A 26,076-nucleotide genomic window follows, 5' to 3' on the forward strand; every position below is an offset into this window, starting at 1 on the left:
AGCGGAGGGTGTCCTAGACTATTCGGGTGACCAAACCCGACCTCGCGAAGCGACCTGACGACGTCTCGTCGATGTTCGACCGAGTTTCCCGCGGGTACGACCTCACCAACGACGTACTTTCGCTCGGTGTGACGCCGTATTGGCGGATGCGCGCTCGGCGTGCGATCGACCCGCACCCCGGCCAGCAAGTGCTCGACGTGGCCTGCGGCACCGGCACCGTGACGCGCATCCTCGCCGACCACGGCTCGACCGTCACCGGCCTCGACTTCTCGCACGGCATGATCGAGGAGGCCATCAAGCGCCACGGCGACCACCCGAACATCACGTTCCAGCAGGGCGATGCGACGCAGCTGCCCTTCGACGACAACACCTTCGACGTCACGACGGTGAGCTTCGGCATCCGCAACGTGCAGGAGCCCAAGCGCGCGCTCGCCGAGATGCTGCGCGTCACGAAGCCCGGCGGCAAGATCCTCGTGTGCGAGTTCTCGCACCCGACGAACGGGCTCGTGAACTTCGGCTACGACACCTATATGAACGTGCTCATGCCGGGCATCGTCAAGCTCGTGTCGAGCGACCCCGAGGCGTACGACTACCTCTTCAACACTATCCAGGCGTGGCCCGAGCAGGCGACGTTCGCGAGCTGGCTGCGCGAGGTCGGCTACGAGCAGGTCGCGCACCGCAACCTCACCTACGGCATCGTGGCGCTGCACCGCGGCACGAAACCCGCGGCCTAGCCAGCCGCATCCACCTCACTCGCAAGCTTCAGGAGACTACGTGACCGCCTCGACTTCGGCGCGCCGCCCCGCACACGGCGCGATCGGTGCTGGCTTCGCGAAGCAGCTGTTCGGCAAACCGGCCGAGCGCAAGCTCAAGACGACCCTCGACGAGGGGCTCGACCGCGTCGAGCAGGTGCTGCACGAACAGGTGAAGTACTCCGACCAGGTCGCGGACACCACCACGACCTACCTGATGCGCGCGGGCGGCAAGCGCCTGCGCCCCATGCTCGTGCTGCTCGCGGCCCAGCTCGGCCCGAAGCCGGCGAGTGCGGCGCTCGACGAGGCCGCCGCCGCCGTCGAGATCACGCACCTCGCATCGCTCTACCACGACGACGTCATGGACGAGGCGACGCTGCGCCGTGGCGTCACTGCCGCCCACCTGCGCTGGAGCAACTCGACCGCGATTCTCGCCGGCGACCTGCTGTTCGCGCGCGCCTCGCAGATCTTTTCGTTCCTCGGCGCCGAGGCGATTCGCATTCAAGCGACCGTCTTCGAGCGGCTCGTGCTCGGACAGATGCACGAGACCATCGGCCCGCGCGAGGGCGAAGACCGCATCGACCACTACCTCCGCGTGCTCGCCGACAAGACCGGCTCGCTCATCGGCGCGGCGAGCGAGTTCGGCGTGCTGTTGTCGGAGGCGCCGGCCGAGTACCGTCCCGCGATGCGCGAGTTCGGCGAGGCCGTTGGCGTCGCCTTCCAGATCGTCGACGACGTCATCGATCTCTCGCCGGCCGCCGACACGACCGGCAAGCGCGCGGGCACCGACCTGCGCGCCGGCGTCGAGACGCTGCCCGTGCTGCTGCTCGAGCGCCGCGCCGCGGCGGGGGATGCGTCGGCCGCAGACCTGCTTGACCGCATCCGCACCCGCGTGGCCGGCAGCGAGCCGGGCAGCGCCGACGAAACCCTCGCGCGCCCCGAGCCGCTCGTGCGGGCCGACCCGGCTGAGGTTGACGCGATCGTCGCCGAGCTGCGCGCCCACGAGGTCACCCGCGAAACCGTTGAGGCCGCGCATGACTACGTGCACCGCGCGACAGCTTCGCTCGACGTGCTGCCCTCGGGCGTCGTCAAGGAGGCGCTGCGAGAATTCGCTCAGCGCCTCGTCGAGCGCGACTTTTAGGCGCGAGCCCAGCGCCGTCGGTGTCTGACCCGGCGATCTTCACTTGAACCATCTGCCACGAGTAGGAGCAACCATGTCTCGTCTTCGCGTCGCCGTAGTCGGTGCTGGCCCCGCCGGCATCTACGCCTCGGACATCCTCATGAAAGAGGCCGAGGGCACGCACGAAGTCTCGATCGATCTCTTCGAGCGGCTCCCCGCCCCCTACGGCCTCGTGCGCTACGGCGTCGCGCCCGACCACCCGCGCATCAAGGGCGTCGTGAATGCCCTCCGCGACGTGCTCGATACCGGGCGCATCCGCATCTTCGGCAACGTCAACTTCGGCACCGACATCACGCTCGAAGACTTGCAGCAGCGCTACAACATCGTCATCTTCTCGACCGGCGCGTTCTACGACGCCGACCTCGACATCCCCGGCATCGAGGCGGAGGGCTCTTACGGCGCCGCCGATTTCGTGAACTGGTACGACGGCTACCCCGAGGCGAGCCGCACCTGGCCGCTCGACCAATCGTCGGTCGCGGTCATCGGCAACGGCAACGTCGCGCTCGACGTCGCGCGCGTGCTCGCGAAGCACGCCGACGACATGCTGCCGACCGAGATTCCCGCGAACGTCTACGAGGGTCTCAAGAACACCGCCGTCACCGACGTGCACGTGTTCGGTCGCCGCGGCCCGCTGCAGGTGAAGTTCACGCCGCTCGAACTGCGCGAGCTCGGCGAGGTGCCCGGCGTCGACATCGTCGTTGCCGAGGAAGACTTCGACCGCGACCCCGAGTCCGACGAGGCCGCGAAGAAGAACAAGCAGATCCTCGTCATCAGCCGCATCCTCGGCAAGTGGCGGGGCGAGCAGGAGTCGCTCGAGGCGCCCCGCCGCATCCACCTGCACTTCTACGCCCGCCCCGCCGAGGTGGTCACGGAGGACGGCCGCGTCTCGGCGCTGCGCGTCGTGCGCACCGAGCCGACCGCCGACGGCGGCGTCGCCGACACCGACGAGATCCGCGACATTCCCGTCGGTCAGATCTACCGTGCCGTGGGCTACTTCGGCTCGCCGCTCGAGGACGTGCCGTTCGACGAGCGCCGCGGCGTGATCCCGAACATCGCGGGTGCGGTCGTCGACGGTAACGGCGAGCGCGTGCAGGGTCTGTTCGCGACCGGTTGGATCAAGCGCGGCCCCGTCGGCCTCATCGGCGCGACGAAGTCGGATGCGCGCGAGACCGTCGAGCAGATTCTCGGCGACGAGTCGAACTGGTGGCAGCCGACGATCGACGACGAGCAGGAGCTGTTCACGCTGCTCGAGGAGCGCCAGGTGCGCTTCACTGACCTCGAGGGTTGGCGCCGACTCGACGCGCACGAGCAGCAGCTCGGCGGGGCCGAGGGGCGCGAGCGCGTCAAGGTCGTCGAACGCGACGAGATGATCAACGTCTCGCGCGACGAGACGGGCGAGACGAAGTAGCGGACGCTTCGCGCTCCTGCGCTACTGCACGACGGAGGTGAGGCGGGCGACATTGTCGGCCGCCTCCCGGTACCAGGGTCGCTCGAGCCATTCGTGCAGCGTGAGCTCCTTCGAAGCCGCGCGGTACGACTCCTCGACCGCGTGCATCCGGGTGGCGAACGCGCGGCCATAGACGAGCAGCATGAGCTCAGCATTGAGCGTGAATGAGCGCATGTCGAGGTTGCTCGAGCCGACGAACGACACCTCGTCGTCGACGGTCATGTGCTTAGCGTGGAGGATGTAGGGCTCCTCGTACCGCATGATGCGCACACCCGAGCGCAGCAACTGCTCGTAGAACGACTGCTGCGCGTGCTGAATGAAGAACTGGTCACCCTTCATTGACACGTACAGCTCAACCTTGACCCCGCGCTGGGCCGCCGTGGTGATGGCGTAGAGCATCGAGTCGTCGGGCGCAAAGTACGGGGTGGCGATGACGACACGCTTGCGGGCGAGGTAGAGCAGCTGCACGAAGATGCGCAGGTTGTTCTCGTTCTCGTAACCGGGGCCGGAGGGCACGAGCTGGCAGTCATAGGTTTCCTCGACGTCGCCGAGGACGCGCGCCCGCTCCAGCTCGTCGATGTAATACTGCGCCGACGGGTCGTCGGCGTCGTCAAGCAGCACGCCCGTGATCATGTACCAGTCGTTGCGGAAGACAGCGTCGAGCGCGATCACCATCGGGCCCTGCAGCCGCAGCATGATGTCTTGCCACAGCATGCGCTCGCCCGGCTTGCCGCCCTTGTGGTAGTCGCGGGCGATGACGTTCTGCGAGCCGACCCAGCCGACGCGGCCGTCGACGACGAGCAGCTTGCGGTGGTTGCGCAGGTCGAAGCGCTGCCAGCCGCCCTTCCACGGCAGCACGGGGTAGACGTGGTGATAGTCGACGCCCATCGCGCGCAGCCGGCTGCGCAGCTGCTTGTAGCCGCTGTACCGCACCGTGCCGATCTGGTCGAAGAGCACGCGCACCGTGACGCCGCGCGCCTGTGCCCGCTCGATGGCGTCGAAGAACGGCTTCGTGATGTCGTCGTAGCCGACCGTATAGAAGAGCATGTGCACGTACTCTTCGGCGCCGTCGATCTCGCGCGCCATCTCGAGAATCGTCGCGTCGTATTCGGTGTGAATCTGGATGCGGTTGCCCGGCAGGTGTGGAATGGCTGTGAGCGTGCGCGCGAGCCGCGAGACCTGGCGAAAGCGCTTCGGCATCGTCGTCGTCACGCGGTCGTCAAGGCCCTGCGTAGCCTCGCGGAGCAGCTCGTCGAACTCTTCCTGCTTGCGCCGCTGCGAACGGGGCAGGTGGTTGCTGCCGAACATCGCGAACAGCAGCAGGCCGACGTAGGGGATGAGCGTGACGGCGAGCAGCCAGGCCACGGCGGTCGTCGGGCGCCGGTTCTTACCGACGGTGAACAGCATCGTGATGACGATGACGAGGTTCGTCGCGCCGATCAGGGTGATCCACCACGTGCTGTCGTTCAGGCCCCAGTAGCCGAGCGGGCCGAGCCAGATTCCGCCGCCTCCGGACTCGCTCTGGAGCATGGGGTTATGGGTCTCCGCTGCTTAGCGGAGGTTGACGAACTGTAGGTCGAGGTCGACGTCGGCGCCGCGCAGTAGTTGCATCGTCGCCTGCAGGTCGTCGCGGCTCTTCGAGCTCACGCGCAACTCGTCGCCCTGAATCTGCGCCTTCACGGTCTTCGGTGCCTCGTCGCGGATCAGCTTCGAGAGCTTCTTCGCGTTGGGCTGGTCGATGCCCTCCTTGAGCGTCGCCTCGAGGCGGTACTCCTTGCCCGAGGGGTAGGCCTCGCCGGTGTCGAGCGACTTCAGCGAGATGCCGCGCTTGATGAGCTTCGACTGCAGCACGTCGAGCACCGCGAGCACGCGGTCCTCGCTCGCCGCCTTCATCATGAACTTCGTGTCGGAGAGCTCGACCGAGGCGCCCGCGTCGCGGAAGTCATACCGCTGCGCGATTTCTTTGCTCGCCTGGTTCACCGCGTTCGCGGCCTCCATGTGATCGACCTTGCTCACGACATCAAACGAGGAATCAGCCATGCTGCCATCGTACGTTGCCGCGCGCGGCTCGCGGCCGTCTTTCGGGGCCGAGCCGAGCATCCATCGTTGTGTCTACGGGCGGTCAGTCTGCCGACGCTCGCATGTTCAGGGTCGGTTTTCTACGGTGGAGGCACCCGTTTCTACGAAAGCGAGGCCCCGCCGTGTCGGTTGCCAGTTTCCTTACGCTCGCGCAGCGGCCCTCGAGTCTCGACGCCGAGCCGATCGTTGAGCGGCTCTGTGCCGACTGGGGTATCGAGCGTGAGTCGACGCAGATCGTGCCGCCCGAGAACCGGCAGGGCTTCGAGACGATGTTCGTCATCGGCAGCTATGTGGTGGCGATCGCGGTGCGCGAGGCGCCCGCGGACGGAGGGCTCTTTGACACTTCGGTGCCGACCGGGCGGTTTTGGCCGGTGGGCGCGTCGCGGCCCGAGCCGAGCCACTTCGTCACGGTCTCGCTGCACGACCTTGCGCCGAACACCGAGCAGCCCGAGCATGAGCGCCTCGCGACCGAGATGTTTGTGCTTGGCGGTGTGACCTCCGAGCTCGTGCGCCTCGTGCCGGGCGTGCTGAGCGTTGGGTTCAACAAGGGCAACGATCTCATCGACCCCCGCTGCTTTGATGATTTTCACCACGACACGGAGCAGCGGCTGTTTGCGTATGCGGTGCGCGTGCTGGTGCAGCCTGCGGATGGCGGCTTTGCGGCGCACACGCGTGGCATGGTGCTCTATGGGCTGCCCGAGCTTGAGCTCACGTGGTCGCCGCAGGCCGAGGACGAGACCGCGGGCACACTGTTCGGGGTAGCGAGCTACCTGCGGGCCCGGGGGCCGGTGCTGACGCCCGGCGAGACGCTCTCGTCGTCGGACGGCAAGTCGCCCGCGTTGCTCGTGGTTGATTCGACGCCGATTCCCGATGGCGACGGCGAGGTGCTGCGCGTTGCGTTCGTGGGGGCGGATGGTGCTGGTGCTGGGGCTAGTGCTGGGGCGGATGCCGTGGGTCGCGAGGGCGCGGCCGGTGGCGGTTGGTCTGCTGCGGCTGGCGCGGAGGCAGGGCCGAGTGCGAGCGACGATCAGGCTCCGGCTTCGGCTCCCACGCTGAACGACGAGACTACGCAGGCGCCGGCCGAGAACGAGACCCCAGTTGTCGACCCCGTCGCCGGCGAGGGCGGCGTTGGAATTGGCCGGGAAGACGCGGTGAACCAAGGCGACCAAGCACTGGACCAGGCTTCGAGCGAGCAGTTCACGAACATCCCGGTGACCGACGCGGCGGTTGCGGGGAGCGACCAGAGGCAGGACCAGGATTCCAGCGAGCAGTTCGCGAGCATCCCGGTGGCTGAGGCGACGGGCGCGAGCACGGCGGGCGACGACGAAGCGGACCCTGGTGACGCGGGCGCTGAGCAGCCGAGCATGGGAATTGCGGGTGCTGACGAGTCTGGCGCGAGCGAAGCCGAGGCGACGCCCGGCGGGCAGGGCGAACACCGGTCGGACCCGCGCTCGGGCGTGCAGACGGCGATGCTGCTGCGTCGACCTGACGGCGGCGAGCTGTCGACCGACGCCCTGGTCGGGCAGCTCGAGCGCGACTGGCCCGAGCTTGAGGGCACGATTAGCGACGTCGAGCAGCAGCCCGACGGCACGATCACGCTGCGGGTCGGCGACCGCGTGGTTGTGATCCGGCTTGAGTCGGGCACGATGTCGGAGCCGCTCGATGAGCTCGTGGCCGCAAGCCGGCTCTGGAACCCCGAGGATGCGGTGCCCACCGACGCGACGCAGCTTTCGCTCGTCGCCGTGGCGCGTCCCGTGGGTGGCGGCGGCGGCGTGGAGGCGGCCGATGCAATTGACGATGCGTCGTTGCTGACTCGCGTGGTGGCGTCGGTGATCAGCATCGATCGCGCGACGCGGGCCATCTACTTGCGCGGAGCGGGGCACGTTGTCTCGCCCCGCTTGTATCGCGACTTCGCGAAGTCGATGCTGCCCGAGCCTGCGACGCTGCTGTGGGTGTCGGTCAATGTTGGCGGCGAAGGCGATGGCGCGCACGGCTTTACCCGCGGGCTCGGGGATCTCGGGCTGCGCGACCTCGAGATCGCACCGGGATCCGGCCTCGTTGCCGCGGGCGTGCGCGACGTGCTCGCGAACACGGCCGTGTATCTCACGGTCGAGGGGCCAGTTATTCGGGATGGCGACACGATTGGCTGCAGCGAGCGTGCCCAGCTCGTGGCGAGCATCCGGCCCTCGAGCTTCGGTTTTGACGATGAGGTGATCGTGCTGACGGCTGTGCCGCAGCCGTAGTTGCTTCGGCGTGACGCCAGTGTGGCGAATCGGCCCCGGCCTGCTGAGACTTCAGCGTGCTGGGGCCGATTTTTTGTGGTGCTGGTGCTGGTGCTGGTGCTGGTGCGAGTGCGAGTGCGAGTGCGAGTGCTGATGCTGATGCTGATGCTGATGCTGATGCTGATGCGAGTGCGAGTGCGGGTGCGGGGCGGGTGCGATGACGGTTGGGGCGCGTGCCCCGGGCACCTGGGCATCGTCGTGTCGGGGTGCCTCGGTCGTGTCGGTGGCTCGGGTGACAATGAGTTCGTAGTAGGAGACCCGTGTCCACAGGGGGCGGCGGTAGGCGCGAGAAATCGTGAACCTGGGAGCCAGCTTCGAACATAAATACTACATAGATTGACTTTGAGCCTGCTGCTCGTAGAATAGAAGTACGCGCTGTTGCAGTCACCTGAGGAGGTGATTCCGATGTCCGTCTCCAACTTTTCTGACTTCTCGTTCGTCGACCACTCGCACGCGGGCCGCCTGCGCACGAGGTTCACCGAGTTAATGGGGTCGTGGGAATCCCTCACCCACGGGCGGGGCTCGTCGGAAGAGCTTGCGTATTCGCTGACTGGCGCGGATGACGCGGACGTCCTCGATTTTCTGCAGCATCTTGGTGCGCTGCAGCGCCAGTTGGGTGCGGCGGTCGCGGTCGTCGCGAGCGAGGTCGCGGTGCGTTCTGACGTGACGCGTGGCGAGGAGTCGTTGGCGCGTCGCAACGGCTGCCGCGACGCCAGCGACCTGGTTGCCGAGCATTTGCGGACCGAGAAACGCGATGCCGACGCGTACGTCCGCATCGGGAAGGACGTCGTTGGCCGGGAACGCTGGAACGGCGAACGCTTCGTGCCGCCGGCGCAGCATGTCGCGACCGCGCTGTACGAGGGCGAACTCGGCATCGCGCACGCGAACGAGGTCGTGAAGCTCCGCCGCCGCATGGCACCCCGCGTCCTCGAGGACGAACTCGCCGAGGGCGAGCGCGAGATTGTTGAGGTCGCGAAGACTGGGATGCGCCTGCCCGACTTCCGTAAGGTCGAGGCCCGACTCGAGGCGCAACTCGACCCGGATGGTTTGGAGCCCTCGTTCCGGAAGCAGCGCCGGGAGCGCAGCGTCAAGGTCTCTACCGACATCGACACGGGCATGCTGCACGTGAAGGCGAAGCTCGACCCCGAAGCCGGCATGTATGTCGCGAAGTTCTTCGAGGCGTATTGCACGAACGCGCTGCGCACCTCTCGCGGCAACAACGTGAAGGGCGACCCGGAACTCCCCACCGATGGTGAGGTCGCGGGGTCGACGGTCATGTTCCGCCCGACCGGCGACGGCGGGGAGCCAGTCTCGGTCGACGAGGGTACTGCGCCGGTTGCGGTGGACCAGGACACGCGGTCGATTCCGCAGATGCAGGCCGATGCGCTCGTCGAAGCGTGTAAGCACCTGCTTGGTTGCGCGCAGGACGAGGTTCCCGGGGTGACGACGACGGTGTTGATTCGGATGCACGCCGAGGGCCTGCGCGAGCACCTGACGGGCAAGGGCGAGGCGGCCGAGTCCGAGGGTGGCGCGATGCTCGATGCCGGGAACCTGCGTCGTCGCGCCTCGGCCGCGAACATCATCCCTGTCGTGCTTGGTGGCGACAGTGAGGTCCTCGACCTGGGGCGCGAACACCGCCACTTCTCGCGGGCGCAGCGCCTCGCCTTGGTGGAGCGGGATGGTGGGTGTGCGTTCTGTGGCCTGCCGCCTGGGATGACGGAAGCGCACCATATTGCGTGGTGGAAAGCGCACGACGGCACGACGGATCTCGATAACGGGATCTTGTTGTGTACCTCGTGTCACCATCGCGTGCATGAGGGGTGGGGTGTCCGGATCACGCATGAACCGGGGCTGCCGGATCGAGTCGCGCGGGAGAAGTCGCGGGGTGGTGGCACGGTGTGGTTCATCCCACCCGAGCACCTGGATTGGACGCAAGAGCCGCGACTTGGCGGGCGCAAACGGTTCGATATCGGGTACCGGCTCGAGCATCCACCGACCCCGCTACCCGAGACGGTCGGACGCAGCTGGTAACTCTGGGAAGAACTCCGCCCTGAGTACCGGGACGCAACGAAACAGCCCCCAGCCTGCTGAAGTTTCAGCTTGCTGGGGGCTGCGTTCCGCGTAATAGTGCGGATGTGGCTAGTGAGGGATTCGAACCCCCGAAGGCTGAGCCGTCTGATTTACAGTCAGATCCCTTTGGCCGCTCGGGCAACTAGCCGGGTCGTGCGCGGTTAAGCGTACCGGACGAGTTTACACAAAATCGCGACACCCGTGCACGTTGCCTCCGACTGCTACCTTCACGGCGTGACGAATTCGAGCATCCACGACCAACTGCCCGAGCTGCTGCGCATCGCATCCGAGCTGGGAGCCGAGGCCGGCCAGCTGATCGCGACCCGCCGCCGCGAAGGTATTTCCGTCGCCGCCACCAAGAGCAGCAGCGTGGATGTCGTGACCGAGGCAGACCGCGAGTGCGAGGCGTTCATCCGTGCTCGCCTCGGCGAGCTCCGCCCCGACGACGGCTTCTTCGGCGAAGAAAGCGACGCGAGCGCGACGAAGTCCGGCATCACTTGGGTCGTTGATCCCATCGACGGCACCGTCAACTATCTCTACGGCCTCCCCAACTACGCGGTGTCGATCGCGGCGGTCACGGGTGATCCCTCGATTCAGCCCACCGAGTTCGAAATTCTCGCCGGCGCAGTCGTGAGTCCTGAGCAGGGCGAGACATACACCGCGGTCGCGGGTGGCGGCGCCTGGCGCAATGGCGAACCGCTGCAGCTGGGCGAGGGCCCCGAGGATATCGCGCGCACGCTCGTCGCGACCGGCTTCTCGTATACCGCCGCCCGCCGTGAGTTGCAGGCGCAGGCTTTACTCAACGTGATTGGCAAGGTTCGTGACCTCCGTCGTCTCGGCGCGGCATCGCTCGATCTTTGCGGAGTCGCGACCGGGCAGCTCGACGCGTACTACGAGTTCGGGCTGAGCCAATGGGACTGGGCGGCCGGCGCCCTGATCGCGAAAGAGGCGGGTGCGAGCGTGTCGGGCCTCGACTTGGAGCAGCGCGAGGGACGCAGTAGTATTGTGGCTGGCCATCCGCGCATCGTGGCGCAGTTGGTCGATCTGTTATCTGAGGTCACGCCCCAAGATCTGCTCTGATCAGGGACTTTTACCAAATCGTGATTTAGCCTTGTCCTATTCGTAACTTTATCGTTATGATTGGCGAGTCCAAATTCTTCGGTGAAGATCCCCCTATCTGGAGCAAGTACGTAATGACGGATGGTCTCGACTCGACGCAGCCTGTGGTGGCGTTGACACGACGGGAACTGCGCGAGCGCGAGCGAGCGGCAGAACGTGCGGCAATGTTGGCCCGGCAAGCGGCGAACTCGACGACAGCCGAAGTTGCGGCTCCCGAGGCTGCGGCTGAGGTCGCACCACAGCAGGAAGCGCCCGCTCTGACGCGACGCGAGATCCGCGAGGCAGAGCGCGCCGCCGAGCGCGAGCAGCAGCTCCGCAGCGCATCGGCCCAGGCTGCGCAGGCCGCCGCCCGGGTCAACCCCGAACTCTTCGCCGCTCCCCAGGCTCCCGCCGAGCCCTCGGTTGCCGAACCCGCCAACTCCGAGACGGTCACGAACTTCACGACGGAAATCGTCGAGACGCTCAACCCCGCAACCGGCCCTATCTCCATCGCGCCGATCATCTCGCTCGAAGACGTGCGCGCGGCCCGCAACGACGTTGACGAGAACTCGCTTCCCGAGGCGCCCGTCGGTGAGCCCGAGATTCCCGCAGCCTTCCTTCGCGCATCCGCCGACGACGCGACCGGCACCGTGTTGCCGTTCCGCGGTCGTGGCAGCGGCGCCGGCAAGTTCGGCGGCTCGATGGTTGCCCTGAGTTTCCTCGCCGGCACCGTCATGCTCGGCGCTGGCTCGGCCGCCGCGATTGGCGCGCTCAGCTCGAGCGACGCCGAGGTTGCGCAGGCCGACGCGGCGCAGCAGGCCGCCGTCGAAGAGAACGCGCAGTCGCTTTCAGTCTCGGGTCAGGCTGTCGCGCACGAGTCCACTCGCACCGATGACGCCACCGCCGTGACCTCGATCGGCACCGCCGCCGCCGCGAACCTCGCCGCCGGCGTGAAGCTGCCCGACTCGACCACCTACGAGAACGACATCACCGCGAACGTGCAGTGGCCGTTCCCGATGGGCGTTCAGCTCACCGACGGTTATGGCCCGCGTAACGGCCCCGCCGGTACCTCGGGTTTCCACGGTGGCCAGGACTTCACCCCCGGTGAGGGCACCCCGATCGGCGCAATCGCCGACGGTGTGGTGAAGAAGGTCGACCTCGACGGCGCTTCGTCGCTCGGTAACTACATCGAGGTTGAGCACGTCATTGAAGGCCAGCACGTCACCTCGCTCTACTCGCACCTCGACCCGAGCACCGTCAAGGTCGAAGAGGGTGACGAGGTCCAGGTCGGCGACGAGCTCGCTGGTGTTGGCAACACCGGCATTTCGACCGGCCCTCACCTTCACCTCGAGATCCACGTGAACGGCGACTACGTCGACCCGATCACGTTCCTCAAGAAGGTCAACGTCGCTGGTGTTGAGACCTCGATGCCGACCGAACTCACCGCTACGGTGGGTCTCGGCTCCGACAAGAAGCTCGAGTCGTCCGACAGCACGGCGCTCGTCGAAAACCTCTTCGTCAGCAGGATCAGCAACTAGTTTTTCGGATGCGCGGCTCGCTCCGGCGGCCGGTGCAACCAGCAACAACTGAATAACCACCGGAGTTGCACATCGCAGGATGTGCTTGCTAAGCTCCTCTGGTGCCCAAGCGAGAAATCGTCTGTGGTTCCGCCCCGATAGCTCAGTGGTAGAGCACTTCCATGGTAAGGAAGGGGTCGCCAGTTCAATCCTGGCTCGGGGCTCCATCAGTTGCTCGACCGGCGGCTGATCCCGTGGCAGGGTAGCTCAGTTGGTGAGAGCGCACGACTCATAATCGTGAGGTCGCGGGTTCAAGCCCCGCTCCTGCTACCGCACAGAACGACCCCCGCAGTTGCGAGGGTCGTTCTTCTTTTCCATTGCGGGTCCAGGCGCACTGCGCAGGTACTCTCAGCGCATGACGAGCACGCAATCCCTGCCTGACCTTCCTCGCCAACATCGCGGCGTATATCGCGGTGCCGTCCGGATGGCACAGGCTGCCGGCGATGCGGCCGAGGCTGCCGGCGTCCCTCGCTCGCTCGTCGAACTCGTCAACGTGCGCGTCTCGCAGATGAACGGATGCGCGCGCTGCCTGTCGGTGCACGTGCCCACCGCGCGCGACGCCGGCATCGACGAGGCGAAGTTGCACCTCGCATCCGTCTGGCGCGAGGCAGGCGTCTTCAGCGACGCCGAGCGCGCGGCCCTCGAGATCGCGGAGCTCACGACCGAACTGCCGGTCGACGCCGCGCGCGCCGCGTACGCCGCGGGTGGCGGTGCTGGCCTGAGCGACGAACAGATCACCGCGATCGAGTGGATCGCCATCTCGATCGGGGTGTTCAATCGCATCTCGATCATCTCGGGTCACCATGCGCTGACTGAGAGGTTTGCGACCGGCGCCGGTGACGCCGTCGAGAACTAGGGAACAACCGCATGACTGTAATCGCGAGCAGTTCCTTGCCGCCGCAAGCCGCGTCGCACGGCATGCGTGCCAGAGCTACTGATACGTCACGAGCTGGGGCTGCGGATCGACCGCGAGCGTCTCGGCGGGCGTGAACGTCGGGGTGTCTTCATCGATGAAGTTCTTCCAGCCGAGCGCCATGGCGTCGGGCAGGTCGGCGATGAGCGCGTTCCACGTCTCCATCTTGAGCCCCGGCGTGCCGTGTCCATCGATATGCACGACGAGCTGGAGCGTGTCGTGGCCGGTGGCGATGTTGTCGCGATCACCAAGCATGTCACTACGAAACTCGTGCAGCACCACGATCTTCTGCGGCAGCTCGTGCTCAGTCGTGAACTCGGCGAGCCACTCGAGCGTCTCGTTGATCTCCTCGTCGCTCACGGTGCCGATCTGCTCGAGATGTTGCTGCCCGGGCTTCAGGCGCCACTCGGGGTCGAGCGCGAGGCCAACGTGCGGCTCGGCCAGCAGTGACTCATACTGTTGCGCCTGCTCGGGGAACGACGACAGCCCCGGCTGCAGGTCGAGCACGACGTAGATGCCCTCTTCGGCGGCGCGGTCGATCCACGGGCGCAGCGCCTCGGGATCGCTCTCGGCCGAGTAGTTGCCGTCGTCGCCAGCGCTGCCGCTCGCGAGTGTCACGATGATCTCGAAGGTCGGCACGACCTGCTTGTCGGTGAGCGCCTGGTACTCGGCGGCGCGCTCCTTCACGTCGTGCACCGCCCAGTCGAGGTCGTGCTCGCCGAGCACGCCGAGCACGGGTTCGCCGGGGTAGCCGTAGTCGGCGACGAGGATGCGGTCATGCAGCGGGAGCATCCCGCCGCCCGGCAGCTCGGCAGCGTTCAGGGCCGTGCCAAAGCGCTGCGCGAAGTCGTCGCTGGCGCCGAACGCGTCACCAAACCCAAGAACATTCGCCCCCGGATGTTCGCGCGCGATCGCGACCGTCTCGCTCGTCGCGCGCGGGTCGCCACCCGGCAGCGCCTCGACGCTGCCCCCGACCGCGGTGAGCGTCGCTTCCGGTACCAGCGCGGCGTCTGGCACTTCGCCATCCTCGGTGAACAGCACGGCGGGTGCAGGTTCCTCCGTCCAGCTGAGCTGGGGCACCTCGGTCGACGCGGGGTCGGCGGCCGCATCAATCGAGATCACGCTCACGCCGCGCGGATCGACCTCGTCGTCGTTCGCGGTGACGACCGTGGTAACACCGAGCCGCTCGAGTTCGCCGCCGAGGCTGGGGCCGTCCACGAGCAGCGGTGCTCCCGCCGCCACCGCATCATCAGCGAGTTCGCCCGCGTGCTGGGCCGTGGCCACGAACGCAAGATCGCTCGTCTCGAACAAGGCGGTGCTTACGGAGATCGAGGCCGCGCTCGGATCGTCGACGGCGAGCGACACGGCAGCAACCGCCTCGGCGCGCGGCCGTGCCTCGAGCCCGCCGCCGGCGCATCCGGTCACGGCCGCGAGCGGCGCCACGACCCCGAGCAGGGCGAGCAGGATGCGGATGACGGGACGGCGGAGCATGAGACCTCGGCGGTTGGCGGAGCGGGCACCCGGCCCGCGAGTACGCCGCGAGTCTAGCCGCCAAGCTTCACCGCGCCCGTAACGTCGCCTGGCTCGGCAACACGCGGAGGCACGTCGCCGTCGGGGTTCCGTGAAGTGACTTGGCTAGGTGACGATGCGCAGGCCGATGTCGGTCTCGACATGCTGTCGCTGGCCGCCCGAGTGCGTGAGCTGGCGTCCATCCGCGTCGACCGTAAGTTGGGTGCGGTGACTGCGCAGCGCCTCGAGCACAGCAGCGCGCTGGTGCTCCAGGTCGAACCACTCGGTGTCGGGCAAGCTCGGGTCGTCGATGAGCTCGGCAAAGCGAATACCGGATGCGCGGGCGACGGCGAGCGCGGCCTCGCGGGCCCGCAGGTGGTCGGGATGCCCGTAGCCGCCCGCATCGTCATAGCTCACGATGACCTCGGGGCGCTCGACCGCGACGACCGCCGCGAGATCGGCGACCACCTCGGCGAGCGGCGCCGCGGTGAACGACCGGGCGTCGCTCGAGTCGGCGGGCCCAGCGACGCCGGGGCGCACCCACTGCATGCCCGAGTCTCGGTAGGTCCGCGCATCGGTGAACGCCGTGGCATCCGCGAAAGCGTCTGCTCGTACGTAGGCACTCGTGCCTGCACCCGCATGCCCATGGATGTTCGCATCTGCGTTCGCCTTCGTGCCCGTATCCGCGCCAATTGCGGTTCCCGCGTCGGCGCCCTCAATCGCGTCCGCGTCCTCGCCGGCGTCCGCATCCGGCCCCGCAATCGCGTCCGCGACGGAACTCGCGGCCCGCGCGGGCGGCGTCCCAAGCCAGTAGTGCGCCGCAATGCCGAGCGCCTCGACCGATCCGCGAACCTCTCGCTCGCGCACCTCGGCGAGCTCGGCCTCGCTCGTGCGATCAGGCAGAACGCCGTCAACGATCTCGCCGGCCTCGCCGCGCGAGCAGGTCACGAGTGCCACCCGAACGCCGCGATCGTGCAGCTCGCGCAGCAGCGCACCGCCTGCGAGTACCTCGTCGTCGGGATGCGCGTGCACGACGAGCACGCGGCGCACCCCGGCAAGCAGGCTGTCGCGCTCAGGCATAGCTCGCCCCGTTTTCGACGTCGGCACGCACCGCGAACCGGTCGCGCTCCCACACCTCCAACTGGCTCGCGAACTGGACGCACGCAACTAGCGAGCCGTCGCGCTCAGCCACTCGCCGCTCCATCCACGAGCCCGCGATACGCTTCGAGCAGCTGCCCAGCCGACGCATCCCAGCTCATTGCCCGCGTGTGAGCGAGCGCGGTCGCTGCCAGCCGCGCATACAGCCCCGCATCGCCGAGCAGCCGCGCAATCGCGGCGGCCCAGTCGGCGGGCTCGCGGGTATCGACGAGCAGACCCGTCTCGTCATGCCGCACCGATTCGGCGAGCCCGCCCGAGCGATACGCGATCGCCGGCAGCCCGCACGCCGCCGCCTCGAGCACGACGAGCCCAAACGTCTCAGAATGCGAGGGCATGAGCAGTACGTCAGCCTCGCGCATCTCGGCCGCGAATCCGGCGCGCGAAAGCGGTCCAGTGAACCGCACCCGCTCGGCAAGCCCATGCCGCGCGACCGCTTCGTGCAGCGACCGCTCGTAGGCGAGCGAGTCGGGCGGCGGCGCGCCCACCACGACGAGGTCGGGCCGCGAGGCCCCGGGTAACTCGGCAACCGCGTCGACCGCGAGGTCGATGCCTTTGAGCGGATGCAGACGCCCGCCGACGATGAGTCGCGGCCGGTCGCGACCCGCACCCGGGGCCGCGACGACAGCATCCGCGGGATAAAACACCGTCTGGTCAACGCCCGGCGGCACGACGATGATCCGTTCGGGCGAGGCATTGAGCCGCTCGATCGCCGTGTCGCGCTCGGCGTCGCTGATGACGACGAGCGCATCCGACTCCCGGGCGAGCCGCGCCTCGCCCGCAAGCCGACCCGGGGACTCGGCCCGCTCGCCCGCCGAGAGCGGCAGCGAGGCCTCGGCCGCAATTGAGTGAAAACTCTGTACGAACGGCACGCCGAGCTCACGCGCGACCGGCAGCGCCGCGATGCCCGAAAACCAGTGCTCGCCGTGGATCACGTCGACCGGCACCTCGCGCAGCAGCGCCGCGAGGGCGTCGCGGAACGCGTCGATGAGCGCCTCGTGCTCGCCCTTCTCAATGGTGCGCGCCGGCCCCGCGGCCAGCGAGTGCAGCCGGAGGTTCGGCGCGAGCTCGACCACGGCGGGCTCATCGGGCCGCTGCCGGCGCGTGATCAGCTCGACCTGATGCCCGGCGCGCGCGAGCACCTCGGTCTGCGCGCGCACGACGACGTTCATGCCGCCCGCATCCTTCGTGCCGGGCTCGTCGACGGGGGAGGTGTGGAGCACGACGAACGCGATGCCGAGAGGCGCGACCGAAGTGGCGTCAGAAGTCATGCTGCGACGCTAGCGCGGCGAGCCCAGCACCGCACCCGTGGCCGACGTAACGGGTCACAGGCGCTGGCCAGGCGCATCCGCGAGGGTGGGCGCATGATCATTACGGCACAGGACGACGGATTCACGCTCAACGAGCCCGACAATTTCTCAAGCTTCCATGTCGACGCGGGCGGCCGCACGAACGTCGAACTCACCGAGCTTGCGACGGCGCACGTTTCGGTGATCCCCATCGTCGACGCCGACCACCTCTGGGTGTCGGCTGACTTCCTGCGGCAGGAGGGTGACACCGACGAGCGCGCCGGGCAGCTCGATCGCCTCGTCGAGTTCGCGCGTGAAAAGGGTTGGTACGACGAGGATTCGCAGGCGATCCGCGCGCACGTCGAGAACCTCGGCGAGTAGTCGCGCGGCGAGCGAACGTACCAGTTCGCTCGTGATGGCGCGGGTGTAACGTGCTCGGGTGATGTTTTCAATGACTCAGCACGAGAGTGCGGCTGGAGGCTGTGGCGGCGCTGCCGCCACGGGTAGGTGACCTCGTCGCTCAGGCCGGTTCCGCGCATGCGCGGTGCTGGCGACTCGTGCTGCGCAATCTGCGTGGCGTACCGGCCCGGCGGCCGGTCCTGATCATCAACGCCGGCGCCGTCAGCGCGCCATTTGAAAGGCCATCATCATGATTCCGATCACGGAAAAATTCATTCGCACCAACTTCATCAACGCTTCGAAAAAGGATCGCACGGAGCTCTCGCTGCCGGAGAACTTCGACGAGGTCGACTGGGACTCGCTCGACTACTTCGGCTGGCGCGACCCGCGCATCGTCCGCCGCGCTTACGCCTTCGTGCCGATCGGTGGTGACGAGGTGCGCGGCATCCTGTTCCAGCAACAGCCGCCGCTCGCGAAGCCGCAGCTGTGCGGCTGGTGCCACGACGTGCGCCTGCCGAACGACGTCGTCTTCTCGAACGCGAAGCGCTCGGGCTCGTCGGGCCGCAACGGCAACACCGTCGCGGTCTACGTGTGCAAGAACTTCGAGTGCTCGTTCAACGTGCGCAATGACCCGCCGAGCCCGTACGACGGCTTCGACATGGATGCGGCACGCACCTCGCGCATCGAAGGCTTGCGCGAGCGCGCGGCCAAGTTTGCCGCCGAGCTCTAGCTGGTCGCCGCGCGGATAGGGACGGCGTGGGGTGAAGTGCCGCCCCGCTGCCCGCTGCTGTGCGTGGCCGGTGGCGCGGTCATCGAGGACTGGCACGATGCTGACGGCGCCAGTTGCCGCTGAACCCGCGCTTGCGTGCGGGCTCCCTGCGTTTCCGAGAGCGCACACCAGGTGTCGTCACTATGCTCTGGAGCAACCTGCACGTGGCGACCTCGCAACGACGCGAGCCGCCCCTACCAGCGGCGACGTTGCCGCGGTGAGGAGTCCTCATGATCTTTACGAGCCCCTACGACGATGTCGAGATCCCTGCGGAAACGCTCTACGAGGCGATCTTCGTTGACCTGAATGAAGAGGATGCGGGCCGCGTCGCGATCGTCGACGGCCCGACCGGCAACACGACGACCTACGGCGAGCTGAAGACACAGGTCGATGCGATCGCTGGCGGGCTCGCCGAGCGGGGGATTGCTCCCGGCGACGTCGTCGCGCTGCACGCCCCGAACATCCCGGCGTTCGTCGCGATCTTCCACGCGATTCTCCGCGCCGGCGGCACCGTGACGACCGTGGCAGCCCTCTCGACGACCGAAGACATCGAGCACCAGCTGCGCGCCGCGGGGGCGCGGATGCTCTTCACGATTTCGGCGCTCGGCAGCCAGTCGTTGCCAGCGGCCGCCGCGGCCGGCATCGCAAACGAGCAGGTCATCGTGCTCGACGGCGCCGAGGGCTACCCGAACCTTGGTGAGCTGCTCGCGTCGGCGACGACCGCCCCGAAACGCACCTTCGACCCCGAGTATCACCTCGCGGTGCTGCCGTTCTCGTCGGGTACGACGGGCGCGCCGAAGGGCGTCATGCTCACGCACCGCAACCTCGTGGCGAACCTCGTGCAGGCCGACGCCGCCATCGGTCTCCAGCCCGACGACCGGGTACTCGCGGTGCTGCCGTTCACGCACATCTACGGACTCACGGTGCTGCTCAATCTCGCGCTGCGCAATCGCGCGCGGCTCATTACGCTGCCGAAGTTCGACCTGCCCGAGTTCCTGCGCGCAATTCAGGACGAGCGGGCGACCGCGGTATTCATCGCGCCGCCCATCGCCGTCGCCCTCGCGAAGCACCCGCTTGTCGCGCAGTACGACCTCTCGTCAATCGACTTCGTGCTCTCGGGCGCCGCGGCCCTCGACGAGCAGCTCGCGAACTCGGTCGCGTTGCGGCTCGGCACGCGCATCCTGCAGGGCTACGGCATGACCGAGACGAGCCCCGTGACCCACGTCATTCCGCGCGACCGCGACGATCTCTCGCGCGGCTCGATCGGTGTGCCCGTGCCGAACACCGAGGTGCGCGTCGTCGACATCGAGACCGGCGACGACATCGAGGTGCCCGAAGACGGCCTGAGCGAGCCCGGCGAGATGCTCATCCGCGGCCCGCAGGTCATGGTCGGCTACATGAACAACCACAGCGCGACGTCGGCGACGATCGGCTCCGACGGCTTCCTCCACACCGGCGACATCGTGCGCGTTGACGCGCACGGGCAGACGTTCGTCGTCGACCGGCTCAAGGAGCTCATCAAGTACAAGGGCTATCAGGTGCCGCCGGCCGAGCTCGAGGCGCTGCTGCTCACGAACCCGCTCATCGCCGACGCGGCCGTCGTTGCGTTCCCCGACCCGGAGGTCGGCGAGCTGCCGAAGGCCTTCGTCGTGCGGCAGGCGGGCGCCGAGCTCACCGAGCAGGATGTGCTCGACTTCGTCGCGGTGCACGCCGCGCCCCACAAGAAGGTGCGCCTCGTCGAGTTCATCGACGCGATCCCGAAGTCGAGCTCGGGTAAGATCCTGCGCCGCGAGCTGCGGGCGAGGGATGCGGCGGCGGTCGCGTAGCTAGTGCGCCGGCCGGCTAGGTGCCGCAGTACGTGACATACGGCCCGAACGAGGCGGGCGCCGCGGTCGCGAAACGCTCGCCACCGGGGCGCTCGGCGTAGGGCTCGGTGACGACCTCGAGCAGCTCGCCGAAGGGCGCGAGGTCGCCGCGGCCGGCCGCCGCGAGGGCCTCCTCGACGAGGTGGTTGCGCGGAATGTACGCGGGGTTGCTCCGCGCGATCAGCTCGGCGTCGGGCGTGAGCTCGCGCCAGCGCTGCAGCCACGGGCGCACATCCGAAGCGTCGGCGAAAAGTCGCTCGACCGCGGCGTCGTCGCCCGTCGCCGCAGTCACGAGCGCGCGGAAGAACTCGGTGTAGTCGATGTGCTCCTCCTGCAGCAGCCGCAGCGTGGCGCTCGCGAGCGCATCCACCTGCGGGTCAGAGAGGTCGGCCGACAGGCCGAGCTTGTCGCGCATCCCGGCGAGCCACGCCCGCTGGTACTGCGGCGCGAACTGCTGCAGCTCGGCGGTCACGAGCGCGACCGCCTCCTCGCCCTCACCGACGAGCGGCAGCAGCGCCTCGCCGAGCCGCGCGAGGTCCCACTCGGCGATCGCCGGCTGGTTCGCGAACGCGTACCGCCCGTGCTCGTCGATCGAACTGAACCAGAGCGCCGGGTCGTAGGCGTCGAGGAACGCGCAGGGCCCGTAATCGATCGTTTCGCCCGAAATCGTCACGTTGTCGGTGTTCATCACGCCGTGAACGAAGCCGAGGCGCATCCAATCGGCGATGAGCCGGGCCTGGCGCGCAATCACCTCGCGGTAGAGGGCGAGCACCGGCACCTCGGCGTCGGCCGCGGCGGGGGAGTGCCGCTCGATCGCGAAGTCGACAAGGCGCCGCAACGCTTCTGGTTCGTCGAGCGAGCGAGCGTACTGAAAGCTGCCGACGCGAAGGTGGCTGCTCGCGACCCGGACGAGCAGCGCGCCGCGCTCGGGGAAGTCGCGCTGCACGATGTGGCCCGTCGCGACGACGGCGAGCGCTCGCGTCGTCGGCACGCCGAGCGCGTACATCGCCTCGCTCATGAGGAACTCGCGCAGCATCGGCCCGAGCACCGCCTGGCCGTCGCCCCGGCGGGCGAACGGGGTCTTGCCCGAGCCCTTGAGGTGCACATCCCGCCGCTGCCCGTCGCGGTCGATGAGTTCGCCGAGCAGCAGCGCGCGGCCGTCACCGAGCCGCGGCGCGTACCAGCCGAACTGATGCCCAGAATAGATCTGTGCGACGGGTTGCCCGCCCTCGGGCACGGTCTGCCCCGTCAGCCAGCTGAGGCCCTCGGGCCCGCGCAGCCACGCGACGTCGAGCCCGAGCTCCTCGGCGAGTGACTCGTTGAGCACGAGCAGCTCGGCATTCGGCATCTCTTGCGCCCGCCACGGCTGCGCGAGCTCGGGCAGGGCATCGGCGAATTCATGCTGCAACTGCATGCCCACCAGTTAACGACGGCCGGCTGGGCACCGCCACAGCCGGCCGTCAGCAAGTCGCGGCGTTACGCGCTCACTCCCAGCTCGTGGTCTGGTACTTGCCCGAGGGCTCGGGCACGGATGCGGTGAGCAGCGTGCCGTCCGAACGGTGCCAGCCCGCGAGGGTGTGCATGCCGAGCTCGCGGTCGACGCGCGGGCCCTGGCCGCGCAGCGGCACGGTGGCCGGCGCATCCGCCCGCACGAGCACCTCTTCGCCGCGCACGCCGACGCGAACGACGGACGACGTGCCCGACTCGAGTGTGAACGTCATCGTCTCGGGCCGCAGCTCGACGCGCACCTGCGCGCCTCTGAGCTGGAGCTTGAAGTCGATGCCCTCCCAGCCGTCGGGCAGGCGCGGGTCGAACTGCACCTCGCCGCCGTGGTCGCGCATGCCGGCGAAGCCGCAGACCGCGCCGAGCCAGATGCCGCCGGCCGACGCGACGTGCACGCCGACGTCGGTATTGCCGTGCAGGTCGGCAAGGTCGACGAATGCCGTGTGACGGAAGTACTTCTCGGCGAGCTGCAGGTGCCCGACCTCGGCCGCGATGATCGACTGCACCGCCGCGGACAGGCTCGAGTCGGCGGTGGTGAGCACGTCGTAGTACTCGAAGTCGTTGAGCTTCTCCTCGGCCGTGAACCGGTCGCCGCGCAGGAACAGCGCGAGCACGACATCGGCCTGCTTGATCACCTGGAAGCGGTAGATGACGAGCGGGTGGAAGTGCAGCAGCAGCGGCCGCTGCGAATCGGGCGTGTTCTCAAGGTCCCAGATCTCCTTGTCGAGGAATGCGGCATCCTGCGGGTGCACGCCGACCTGCTCGTCGTGGGGGATGAACATCTTGCGCGCCGCGCGCCGCCACTTGTCGGGCTCGTCGGCCGAGATCGAAAGCCGGTCGATGGTCTGCTCGTACTCGAGCGGATGCGTGTCGTGCAGCAGCTCGAGCGACTCGGCCGCGGTGCGCAGGTTCTTCTGCGCCATGACGTTGGTGAAGAGGTTGTCGTTGACGACGGTCGTGTACTCGTCGGGCCCGGTGACGCCGTGGATGTGGAAAGTGTCGGAGGCGTTCGTGCGCCAAAACCCCAGGTCGTACCACATGCGGGCCGTCTCGACGAAGACGTCAACGGCGCCGCCGAGCAGGAACTCGGTGTCGCCCGTGGCCGCGAGGTACTGCGACATCGCATGCGAGATGTCGGCGTCGATGTGGTACTGCGCGGTGCCCGCCGCGTAGTACGCGCTCGACTCCTGCCCGTTGATCGTGCGCCAGGGGAAGAGGGCGCCGCGCTCGTTCAACTCGACCGCGCGCTCACGGGCGTAGTCGAGCATCCGCACCCGGTAGCGCAGGGCGTTGCGGGCCATCGTCGGCTGCGTGTAGGTGAGGAACGGCAGCACGAAGATCTCGGTGTCCCAGAAGTAGTGCCCGCCGTAGCCCGAGCCACTCACGCCCTTCGCTGGCACGCCGAGCCCATCGGCGCGCGCCGCGGCCTGGGCGATCTGGAAGAGATCCCAGCGGATCGCCTGCTGCAGCTCGGGCTGGCCGTGCAGCACGACGTCGGACTTCGACCAGAAGGTGTCGAGCCACTCGCGCTGGTCGCGGTGCAGCACATCCACCCCGAGCTCGAGCGCGTGGCCGAGCGTGCGTCCGCAGCGGTCGGCGAGCTCACGCGCCGGCGCAACGCCGGCCGTGTGGTAGGTCAAGTACTTCGTGAGGCGAATGACGTCGCCGCTCTTCGCGTTGATGCGGAACACGCGCTTCGCGAGGTCGGGCTGGAGGTCGGTCGAGGTGTGCACGGGGCGCTCGCCCTCGCCGGTGACTTCGATACGGTGGTCGACGGCGCAGGCGATCGACATTTTCGAGTTGCGCGTGCGGTAGCCGAGGATGAGCCGGTCCCCCTCGTCGCGCTGGAGGATCGGCTCGAGCACGCGCTCGTTCAGCTGCTCGGCGTTGCGCGGGTCGAAGGTCGCGGGCTCGCCGGCCGTCTTCGGCGCGGTGTCGCGGTATTCGTCGACGCCGTCCTGGCGGTTGAGCAACTGGCTCGAGATGACGATCGAGGCATCGCTGTCGAGCAGCTCGACCTCGTACTCGATGAGGCCGAGGTGGCGCTCAACGAACGACACCATGCGACTCGAGCGGATGCGCACCCGCTTGCCGCCCGGCGTGCGCCAGACGAGGTCGCGCGAGAGCACGCCGTCGCGCAGGTCGAGTCGGCGCTCATAGGCGAGCAGTTCGGCGGTCGAGAGGATGAGCGGCTCGTCGTCGATATAGAGGCGGATCACCTTCGCGTCGGGCGCGTTGATGATCGTCTGCCCGACCTTGGCGAAGCCAAACGCCTCCTCGGCGTGGCGAATCGGCCACGTCTCGTGGAAACCGTTGATGTAGGTGCCGTGCTCGCCGGCCTCGCGGCCCTCGTCGATGTTGCCGCGCATGCCGAAGTAGCCGTTGCCGACGGCGAAGAGCGTCTCGGTGTGGCCGAGCCGCTCGGCATCGAAGCGCGTCTCGGTGAGCGCCCACTCGTCGAGCGGATAGCAGGCACGGTCGAGCGGGCTGGTCTCTCGGTCGGTGCTCGTCATGCGTCGCCACCTTTCGTGGTGGCCCGAAGGCCGGGGATGAGTTCGGCGAGGTCGTCGACGACGCGCGTCGCGCCGTGCACCGTAAGGGCGTCGTGGCCGGCGCCGCGGTCGACGCCGATCACCTCGCCAAAGTTGCCCGCACGGCCCGCGGCGACGCCCGAGGCGGCGTCTTCGACCACGGCGCACTGCGCGGCGTCGAGGCCGAGCTCGCGCGCGGCCTGCAGGTAGGTGTCGGGCGCGGGTTTTCCGGGCAGACCGAGCTCGGCCGCGTGCACGCCGTCAATAATCACGTCGAAGCGCTCGCCGAGCCCGGCAGCCGCGAGCACGCGCCGGCCGTTGCGTGAGCTCGTGACGACGGCGGCCGGGATGCTGCGGTTCGCGAGCTCGCGCAGGAAGTCGAGCGAGCCGGGGTAGGCGGCGATGCCGTCGTCCTCGAGCAGCCGCGTGAAGTGCTCGTTCTTGCGGTTGCCGAGCCCGCACACCGTCTCGAGCTCGGGCGCATCCTCGGGCGTGCCCGCGGGTAGCGAGATGCCGCGCGAGGCGAGAATGTCGCGCACCGCATCGAAGCGCGGCTTGCCGTCGAGGTAGGTGAAGTAGTCGGCTTCCTCGTACGGCGCGACGCCGTACTGTGCGAAGACCTCGGTGAACAGGGCGGCCCACGCGTGCCGGTGCAGTTCGGCGGTCGGCGTGATGACGCCGTCGAGGTCGAGCAAGAATGCTCGGATGTGCTGGAGGGATGGGGTGATGCTCGCTGCCGCGGTCATGTCGACCATTGTGCGCCCCTCGCGGCTGTGAATCGATCAATGCTGGCGAATGTTGAACATCGGCGTCGCTTGGTCACGTTCGGGGCGAGTTCACGCGCTTCGCGGGTGGGCGGCGCGCGTTGAGATGTTCGAGCCGCGCCGACAATGGAGGTCGAGATGGCACACGAGGCGGTTCAGGGCGCGGGGCATTCCCGCATCGTCATCACCAGGCTCGACCAGCACCACGCGACGATCACGCGCAACGCTGGCGACGACTTTCGGTTGTCGTCGCGGCGCGACACGCACTCCGCATCGGCCGGCGATGGCTCACCCACCGACGACGCCCCCGAGGGCGTGCGGCTGCGGCACGGCTCAGGCTTCACGATTCGAGACACGAAGTTCGTGTTTCAGCGTGACGAGTTCGCCGACCGCAGCCACGCGGAGGACGAAGACTAGTCGTCGGAGACGCTGACGGTCACCTGGATGTTGCCGCGCGTCGCGTTCGAGTAGGGGCACACCTGGTGGGCGGCGTCAGCGAGGGCCTGTGCCTCGTCGTGCGGCAGGTTCGGGATTACCACCTCGAGGTGCACGGCGAGCTCGAAGCCGCCCTCACCATTCGAACCGATGTCGACGCGCGAGCCGACGGTCGAGTCGGTGATCGTGACCTTCTGCGCGCGGGCAACCGCGTGCAAGGCCGAGTGGAAGCAGGCGGCGTAGCCGGCCGCGAACAGCAGTTCGGGGTTTGCGCCCTCGCCCGAGCCGCCCATGCTCTGCGGGGTAGCCATGTCGAAGTCGACGCGGCCGTCGGTCGTGCGCACGTGGCCGTCGCGGCCGCTTCCGGTCGAGAGGGCTTCGGCGGTGTAGAGAGTGGAATCGATCATCGATGCTCCTTCGCGCTGGTGGGTTGGGAGCCCGACCCTAGCGCCGCTTGTT

21 protein-coding genes and 3 tRNA genes are annotated in these 26,076 nt (G+C 68.1%); 14 read left to right on the plus strand and 10 right to left on the minus strand.

The window, feature by feature from the left end; genetic code table 11:
* Positions 1–26: 26 nt before the first annotated feature.
* From ubiE to EJL01_RS06480, 3 genes are all read left to right on the plus strand, one after another.
* Entirely contained in the window at positions 27–734 is a 708-nt protein-coding gene (gene ubiE / locus EJL01_RS06470) for a bifunctional demethylmenaquinone methyltransferase/2-methoxy-6-polyprenyl-1,4-benzoquinol methylase UbiE (protein WP_206427684.1), read from the plus strand.
* A 40-nt stretch (positions 735–774) separates the two neighbouring features.
* Positions 775–1,893, plus strand: a complete 1,119-nt coding sequence (locus EJL01_RS06475; protein ID WP_125106758.1) for a polyprenyl synthetase family protein — start codon at positions 775–777, stop codon at positions 1,891–1,893.
* Between the two features lie 73 nt (positions 1,894–1,966).
* Positions 1,967–3,340: an FAD-dependent oxidoreductase gene (locus EJL01_RS06480; protein ID WP_125106759.1), complete on the plus strand. Its 1,374-nt coding sequence runs from the start codon at positions 1,967–1,969 to the stop codon at positions 3,338–3,340.
* 21 nt (positions 3,341–3,361) lie between these two features.
* Here EJL01_RS06480 and cls read toward each other — a convergent pair whose 3' ends face one another.
* Both cls and EJL01_RS06490 read right to left on the minus strand, forming a co-directional pair.
* Positions 3,362–4,909: a cardiolipin synthase gene (cls, locus tag EJL01_RS06485; protein WP_125106760.1), complete on the minus strand. Its 1,548-nt coding sequence runs from the start codon at positions 4,907–4,909 to the stop codon at positions 3,362–3,364.
* A 21-nt stretch (positions 4,910–4,930) separates the two neighbouring features.
* Positions 4,931–5,419, minus strand: a complete 489-nt coding sequence (locus tag EJL01_RS06490) for a YajQ family cyclic di-GMP-binding protein (RefSeq protein ID WP_125106761.1) — start codon at positions 5,417–5,419, stop codon at positions 4,931–4,933.
* A 161-nt stretch (positions 5,420–5,580) separates the two neighbouring features.
* Between EJL01_RS06490 and EJL01_RS06495 the strand changes: the two genes are divergently transcribed.
* Together EJL01_RS06495 and EJL01_RS06500 are read left to right on the plus strand one after the other, a co-directional pair.
* Positions 5,581–7,701, plus strand: coding sequence for a DUF4261 domain-containing protein (locus EJL01_RS06495; protein ID WP_125106762.1), 2,121 nt, complete (start codon positions 5,581–5,583; stop codon positions 7,699–7,701).
* Between the two features lie 444 nt (positions 7,702–8,145).
* Positions 8,146–9,771, plus strand: coding sequence for an HNH endonuclease (locus EJL01_RS06500; RefSeq protein WP_125106763.1), 1,626 nt, complete (start codon positions 8,146–8,148; stop codon positions 9,769–9,771).
* A 105-nt stretch (positions 9,772–9,876) separates the two neighbouring features.
* On the opposite strand, the gene EJL01_RS06505 is transcribed toward EJL01_RS06500, so the two are convergent.
* Positions 9,877–9,958, minus strand: a tRNA-Tyr gene (locus EJL01_RS06505).
* A gap of 86 nt (positions 9,959–10,044) precedes the next feature.
* On the opposite strand from EJL01_RS06505, the gene EJL01_RS06510 reads away from it, so the two are divergent.
* The 5 genes from EJL01_RS06510 to EJL01_RS06530 all read left to right on the plus strand — a co-directional run bounded on the left by EJL01_RS06510 (position 10,045) and on the right by EJL01_RS06530 (position 13,341).
* On the plus strand, positions 10,045–10,890 hold the full coding sequence (locus EJL01_RS06510; protein ID WP_241209129.1) for an inositol monophosphatase family protein: 846 nt from the start codon (positions 10,045–10,047) through the stop codon (positions 10,888–10,890).
* A gap of 113 nt (positions 10,891–11,003) precedes the next feature.
* Positions 11,004–12,446 (plus strand): M23 family metallopeptidase, encoded by a 1,443-nt coding sequence (locus EJL01_RS06515; protein ID WP_164509734.1) that lies wholly within the window; start codon positions 11,004–11,006, stop codon positions 12,444–12,446.
* Between the two features lie 131 nt (positions 12,447–12,577).
* Positions 12,578–12,652 (plus strand) — tRNA-Thr (locus tag EJL01_RS06520).
* Positions 12,653–12,681: 29 nt separating this feature from the next.
* Positions 12,682–12,755: transfer RNA gene (locus EJL01_RS06525), tRNA-Met, on the plus strand.
* A gap of 154 nt (positions 12,756–12,909) precedes the next feature.
* Positions 12,910–13,341: a carboxymuconolactone decarboxylase family protein gene (locus tag EJL01_RS06530; RefSeq protein ID WP_235988527.1), complete on the plus strand. Its 432-nt coding sequence runs from the start codon at positions 12,910–12,912 to the stop codon at positions 13,339–13,341.
* 75 nt (positions 13,342–13,416) lie between these two features.
* Here EJL01_RS06530 and EJL01_RS06535 read toward each other — a convergent pair whose 3' ends face one another.
* The 3 genes from EJL01_RS06535 to EJL01_RS06545 form a co-directional block, all read right to left on the minus strand.
* On the minus strand, positions 13,417–14,889 hold the full coding sequence (locus EJL01_RS06535; protein ID WP_125106766.1) for a hypothetical protein: 1,473 nt from the start codon (positions 14,887–14,889) through the stop codon (positions 13,417–13,419).
* 144 nt (positions 14,890–15,033) lie between these two features.
* On the minus strand, positions 15,034–15,987 hold the full coding sequence (locus tag EJL01_RS06540; RefSeq protein WP_125106767.1) for a PIG-L deacetylase family protein: 954 nt from the start codon (positions 15,985–15,987) through the stop codon (positions 15,034–15,036).
* 104 nt (positions 15,988–16,091) lie between these two features.
* A complete protein-coding gene (locus EJL01_RS06545) occupies positions 16,092–17,333 on the minus strand; it encodes a glycosyltransferase (RefSeq protein ID WP_125106768.1) in 1,242 nt (413 codons plus the stop codon).
* A gap of 93 nt (positions 17,334–17,426) precedes the next feature.
* Here EJL01_RS06545 and EJL01_RS06550 point away from each other — a divergent pair, with 93 nt between their 5' ends.
* The 3 genes from EJL01_RS06550 to EJL01_RS06560 all read left to right on the plus strand — a co-directional run bounded on the left by EJL01_RS06550 (position 17,427) and on the right by EJL01_RS06560 (position 20,345).
* A complete protein-coding gene (locus tag EJL01_RS06550) occupies positions 17,427–17,732 on the plus strand; it encodes a hypothetical protein (protein ID WP_125106769.1) in 306 nt (101 codons plus the stop codon).
* A 268-nt stretch (positions 17,733–18,000) separates the two neighbouring features.
* Complete coding sequence (locus EJL01_RS06555; protein WP_125106770.1) at positions 18,001–18,480, plus strand: FBP domain-containing protein; 480 nt, start codon at positions 18,001–18,003, stop codon at positions 18,478–18,480.
* A gap of 269 nt (positions 18,481–18,749) precedes the next feature.
* Positions 18,750–20,345 carry an AMP-binding protein gene (locus EJL01_RS06560; RefSeq protein ID WP_125106771.1) on the plus strand — a complete coding sequence of 532 codons (1,596 nt, stop codon included), beginning with the start codon at positions 18,750–18,752 and terminating at the stop codon, positions 20,343–20,345.
* Between the two features lie 16 nt (positions 20,346–20,361).
* On the opposite strand, the gene EJL01_RS06565 is transcribed toward EJL01_RS06560, so the two are convergent.
* From EJL01_RS06565 to EJL01_RS06575, 3 genes are all read right to left on the minus strand, one after another.
* Positions 20,362–21,798 carry a protein adenylyltransferase SelO gene (locus tag EJL01_RS06565; RefSeq protein WP_125106772.1) on the minus strand — a complete coding sequence of 479 codons (1,437 nt, stop codon included), beginning with the start codon at positions 21,796–21,798 and terminating at the stop codon, positions 20,362–20,364.
* Positions 21,799–21,868: 70 nt separating this feature from the next.
* On the minus strand, positions 21,869–24,400 hold the full coding sequence (locus tag EJL01_RS06570) for a glycoside hydrolase family 65 protein (protein ID WP_125106773.1): 2,532 nt from the start codon (positions 24,398–24,400) through the stop codon (positions 21,869–21,871).
* Positions 24,397–25,173, minus strand: coding sequence for an HAD family hydrolase (locus EJL01_RS06575; protein ID WP_328744314.1), 777 nt, complete (start codon positions 25,171–25,173; stop codon positions 24,397–24,399). Before EJL01_RS06575 ends, EJL01_RS06570 begins: the two co-directional genes overlap by 4 nt.
* 147 nt (positions 25,174–25,320) lie before the next feature.
* On the opposite strand from EJL01_RS06575, the gene EJL01_RS06580 reads away from it, so the two are divergent.
* Positions 25,321–25,599: a hypothetical protein gene (locus tag EJL01_RS06580; RefSeq protein WP_125106775.1), complete on the plus strand. Its 279-nt coding sequence runs from the start codon at positions 25,321–25,323 to the stop codon at positions 25,597–25,599.
* On the opposite strand, the gene EJL01_RS06585 is transcribed toward EJL01_RS06580, so the two are convergent.
* Positions 25,596–26,024: an organic hydroperoxide resistance protein gene (locus tag EJL01_RS06585; protein WP_125106776.1), complete on the minus strand. Its 429-nt coding sequence runs from the start codon at positions 26,022–26,024 to the stop codon at positions 25,596–25,598. The two genes, EJL01_RS06580 and EJL01_RS06585, sit on opposite strands and share 4 nt — an antisense overlap.
* Between the last annotated feature and the right edge of the window lie 52 nt (positions 26,025–26,076).

This window comes from Gulosibacter massiliensis (assembly GCF_900626105.1).
Lineage (GTDB): Bacteria > Actinomycetota > Actinomycetes > Actinomycetales > Microbacteriaceae > Gulosibacter > Gulosibacter sediminis.

Excerpts from the sequence above, each read along its gene's own strand:
- EJL01_RS06480 (WP_125106759.1), top strand. The coding sequence starts at position 1,967 with ATGTCTCGTCTTCGCGTCGCCGTAGTCGGTGCTGGCCCCGCCGGCATC.
- cls (WP_125106760.1), bottom strand. The coding sequence starts at position 4,909 with ATGCTCCAGAGCGAGTCCGGAGGCGGCGGAATCTGGCTCGGCCCGCTC.
- EJL01_RS06490 (WP_125106761.1), bottom strand. The coding sequence starts at position 5,419 with ATGGCTGATTCCTCGTTTGATGTCGTGAGCAAGGTCGATCACATGGAG.
- EJL01_RS06500 (WP_125106763.1), top strand. The coding sequence starts at position 8,146 with ATGTCCGTCTCCAACTTTTCTGACTTCTCGTTCGTCGACCACTCGCAC.
- EJL01_RS06515 (WP_164509734.1), top strand. The coding sequence starts at position 11,004 with ATGACGGATGGTCTCGACTCGACGCAGCCTGTGGTGGCGTTGACACGA.
- EJL01_RS06530 (WP_235988527.1), top strand. The coding sequence starts at position 12,910 with ATGGCACAGGCTGCCGGCGATGCGGCCGAGGCTGCCGGCGTCCCTCGC.
- EJL01_RS06535 (WP_125106766.1), bottom strand. The coding sequence starts at position 14,889 with ATGCTCCGCCGTCCCGTCATCCGCATCCTGCTCGCCCTGCTCGGGGTC.
- EJL01_RS06540 (WP_125106767.1), bottom strand. The coding sequence starts at position 15,987 with ATGCCTGAGCGCGACAGCCTGCTTGCCGGGGTGCGCCGCGTGCTCGTC.
- EJL01_RS06545 (WP_125106768.1), bottom strand. The coding sequence starts at position 17,333 with ATGACTTCTGACGCCACTTCGGTCGCGCCTCTCGGCATCGCGTTCGTC.
- EJL01_RS06550 (WP_125106769.1), top strand. The coding sequence starts at position 17,427 with ATGATCATTACGGCACAGGACGACGGATTCACGCTCAACGAGCCCGAC.
- EJL01_RS06555 (WP_125106770.1), top strand. The coding sequence starts at position 18,001 with ATGATTCCGATCACGGAAAAATTCATTCGCACCAACTTCATCAACGCT.
- EJL01_RS06560 (WP_125106771.1), top strand. The coding sequence starts at position 18,750 with ATGATCTTTACGAGCCCCTACGACGATGTCGAGATCCCTGCGGAAACG.
- EJL01_RS06565 (WP_125106772.1), bottom strand. The coding sequence starts at position 21,798 with ATGCAGTTGCAGCATGAATTCGCCGATGCCCTGCCCGAGCTCGCGCAG.
- EJL01_RS06570 (WP_125106773.1), bottom strand. The coding sequence starts at position 24,400 with ATGACGAGCACCGACCGAGAGACCAGCCCGCTCGACCGTGCCTGCTAT.
- EJL01_RS06575 (WP_328744314.1), bottom strand. The coding sequence starts at position 25,173 with ATGGTCGACATGACCGCGGCAGCGAGCATCACCCCATCCCTCCAGCAC.
- EJL01_RS06580 (WP_125106775.1), top strand. The coding sequence starts at position 25,321 with ATGGCACACGAGGCGGTTCAGGGCGCGGGGCATTCCCGCATCGTCATC.
- EJL01_RS06585 (WP_125106776.1), bottom strand. The coding sequence starts at position 26,024 with ATGATCGATTCCACTCTCTACACCGCCGAAGCCCTCTCGACCGGAAGC.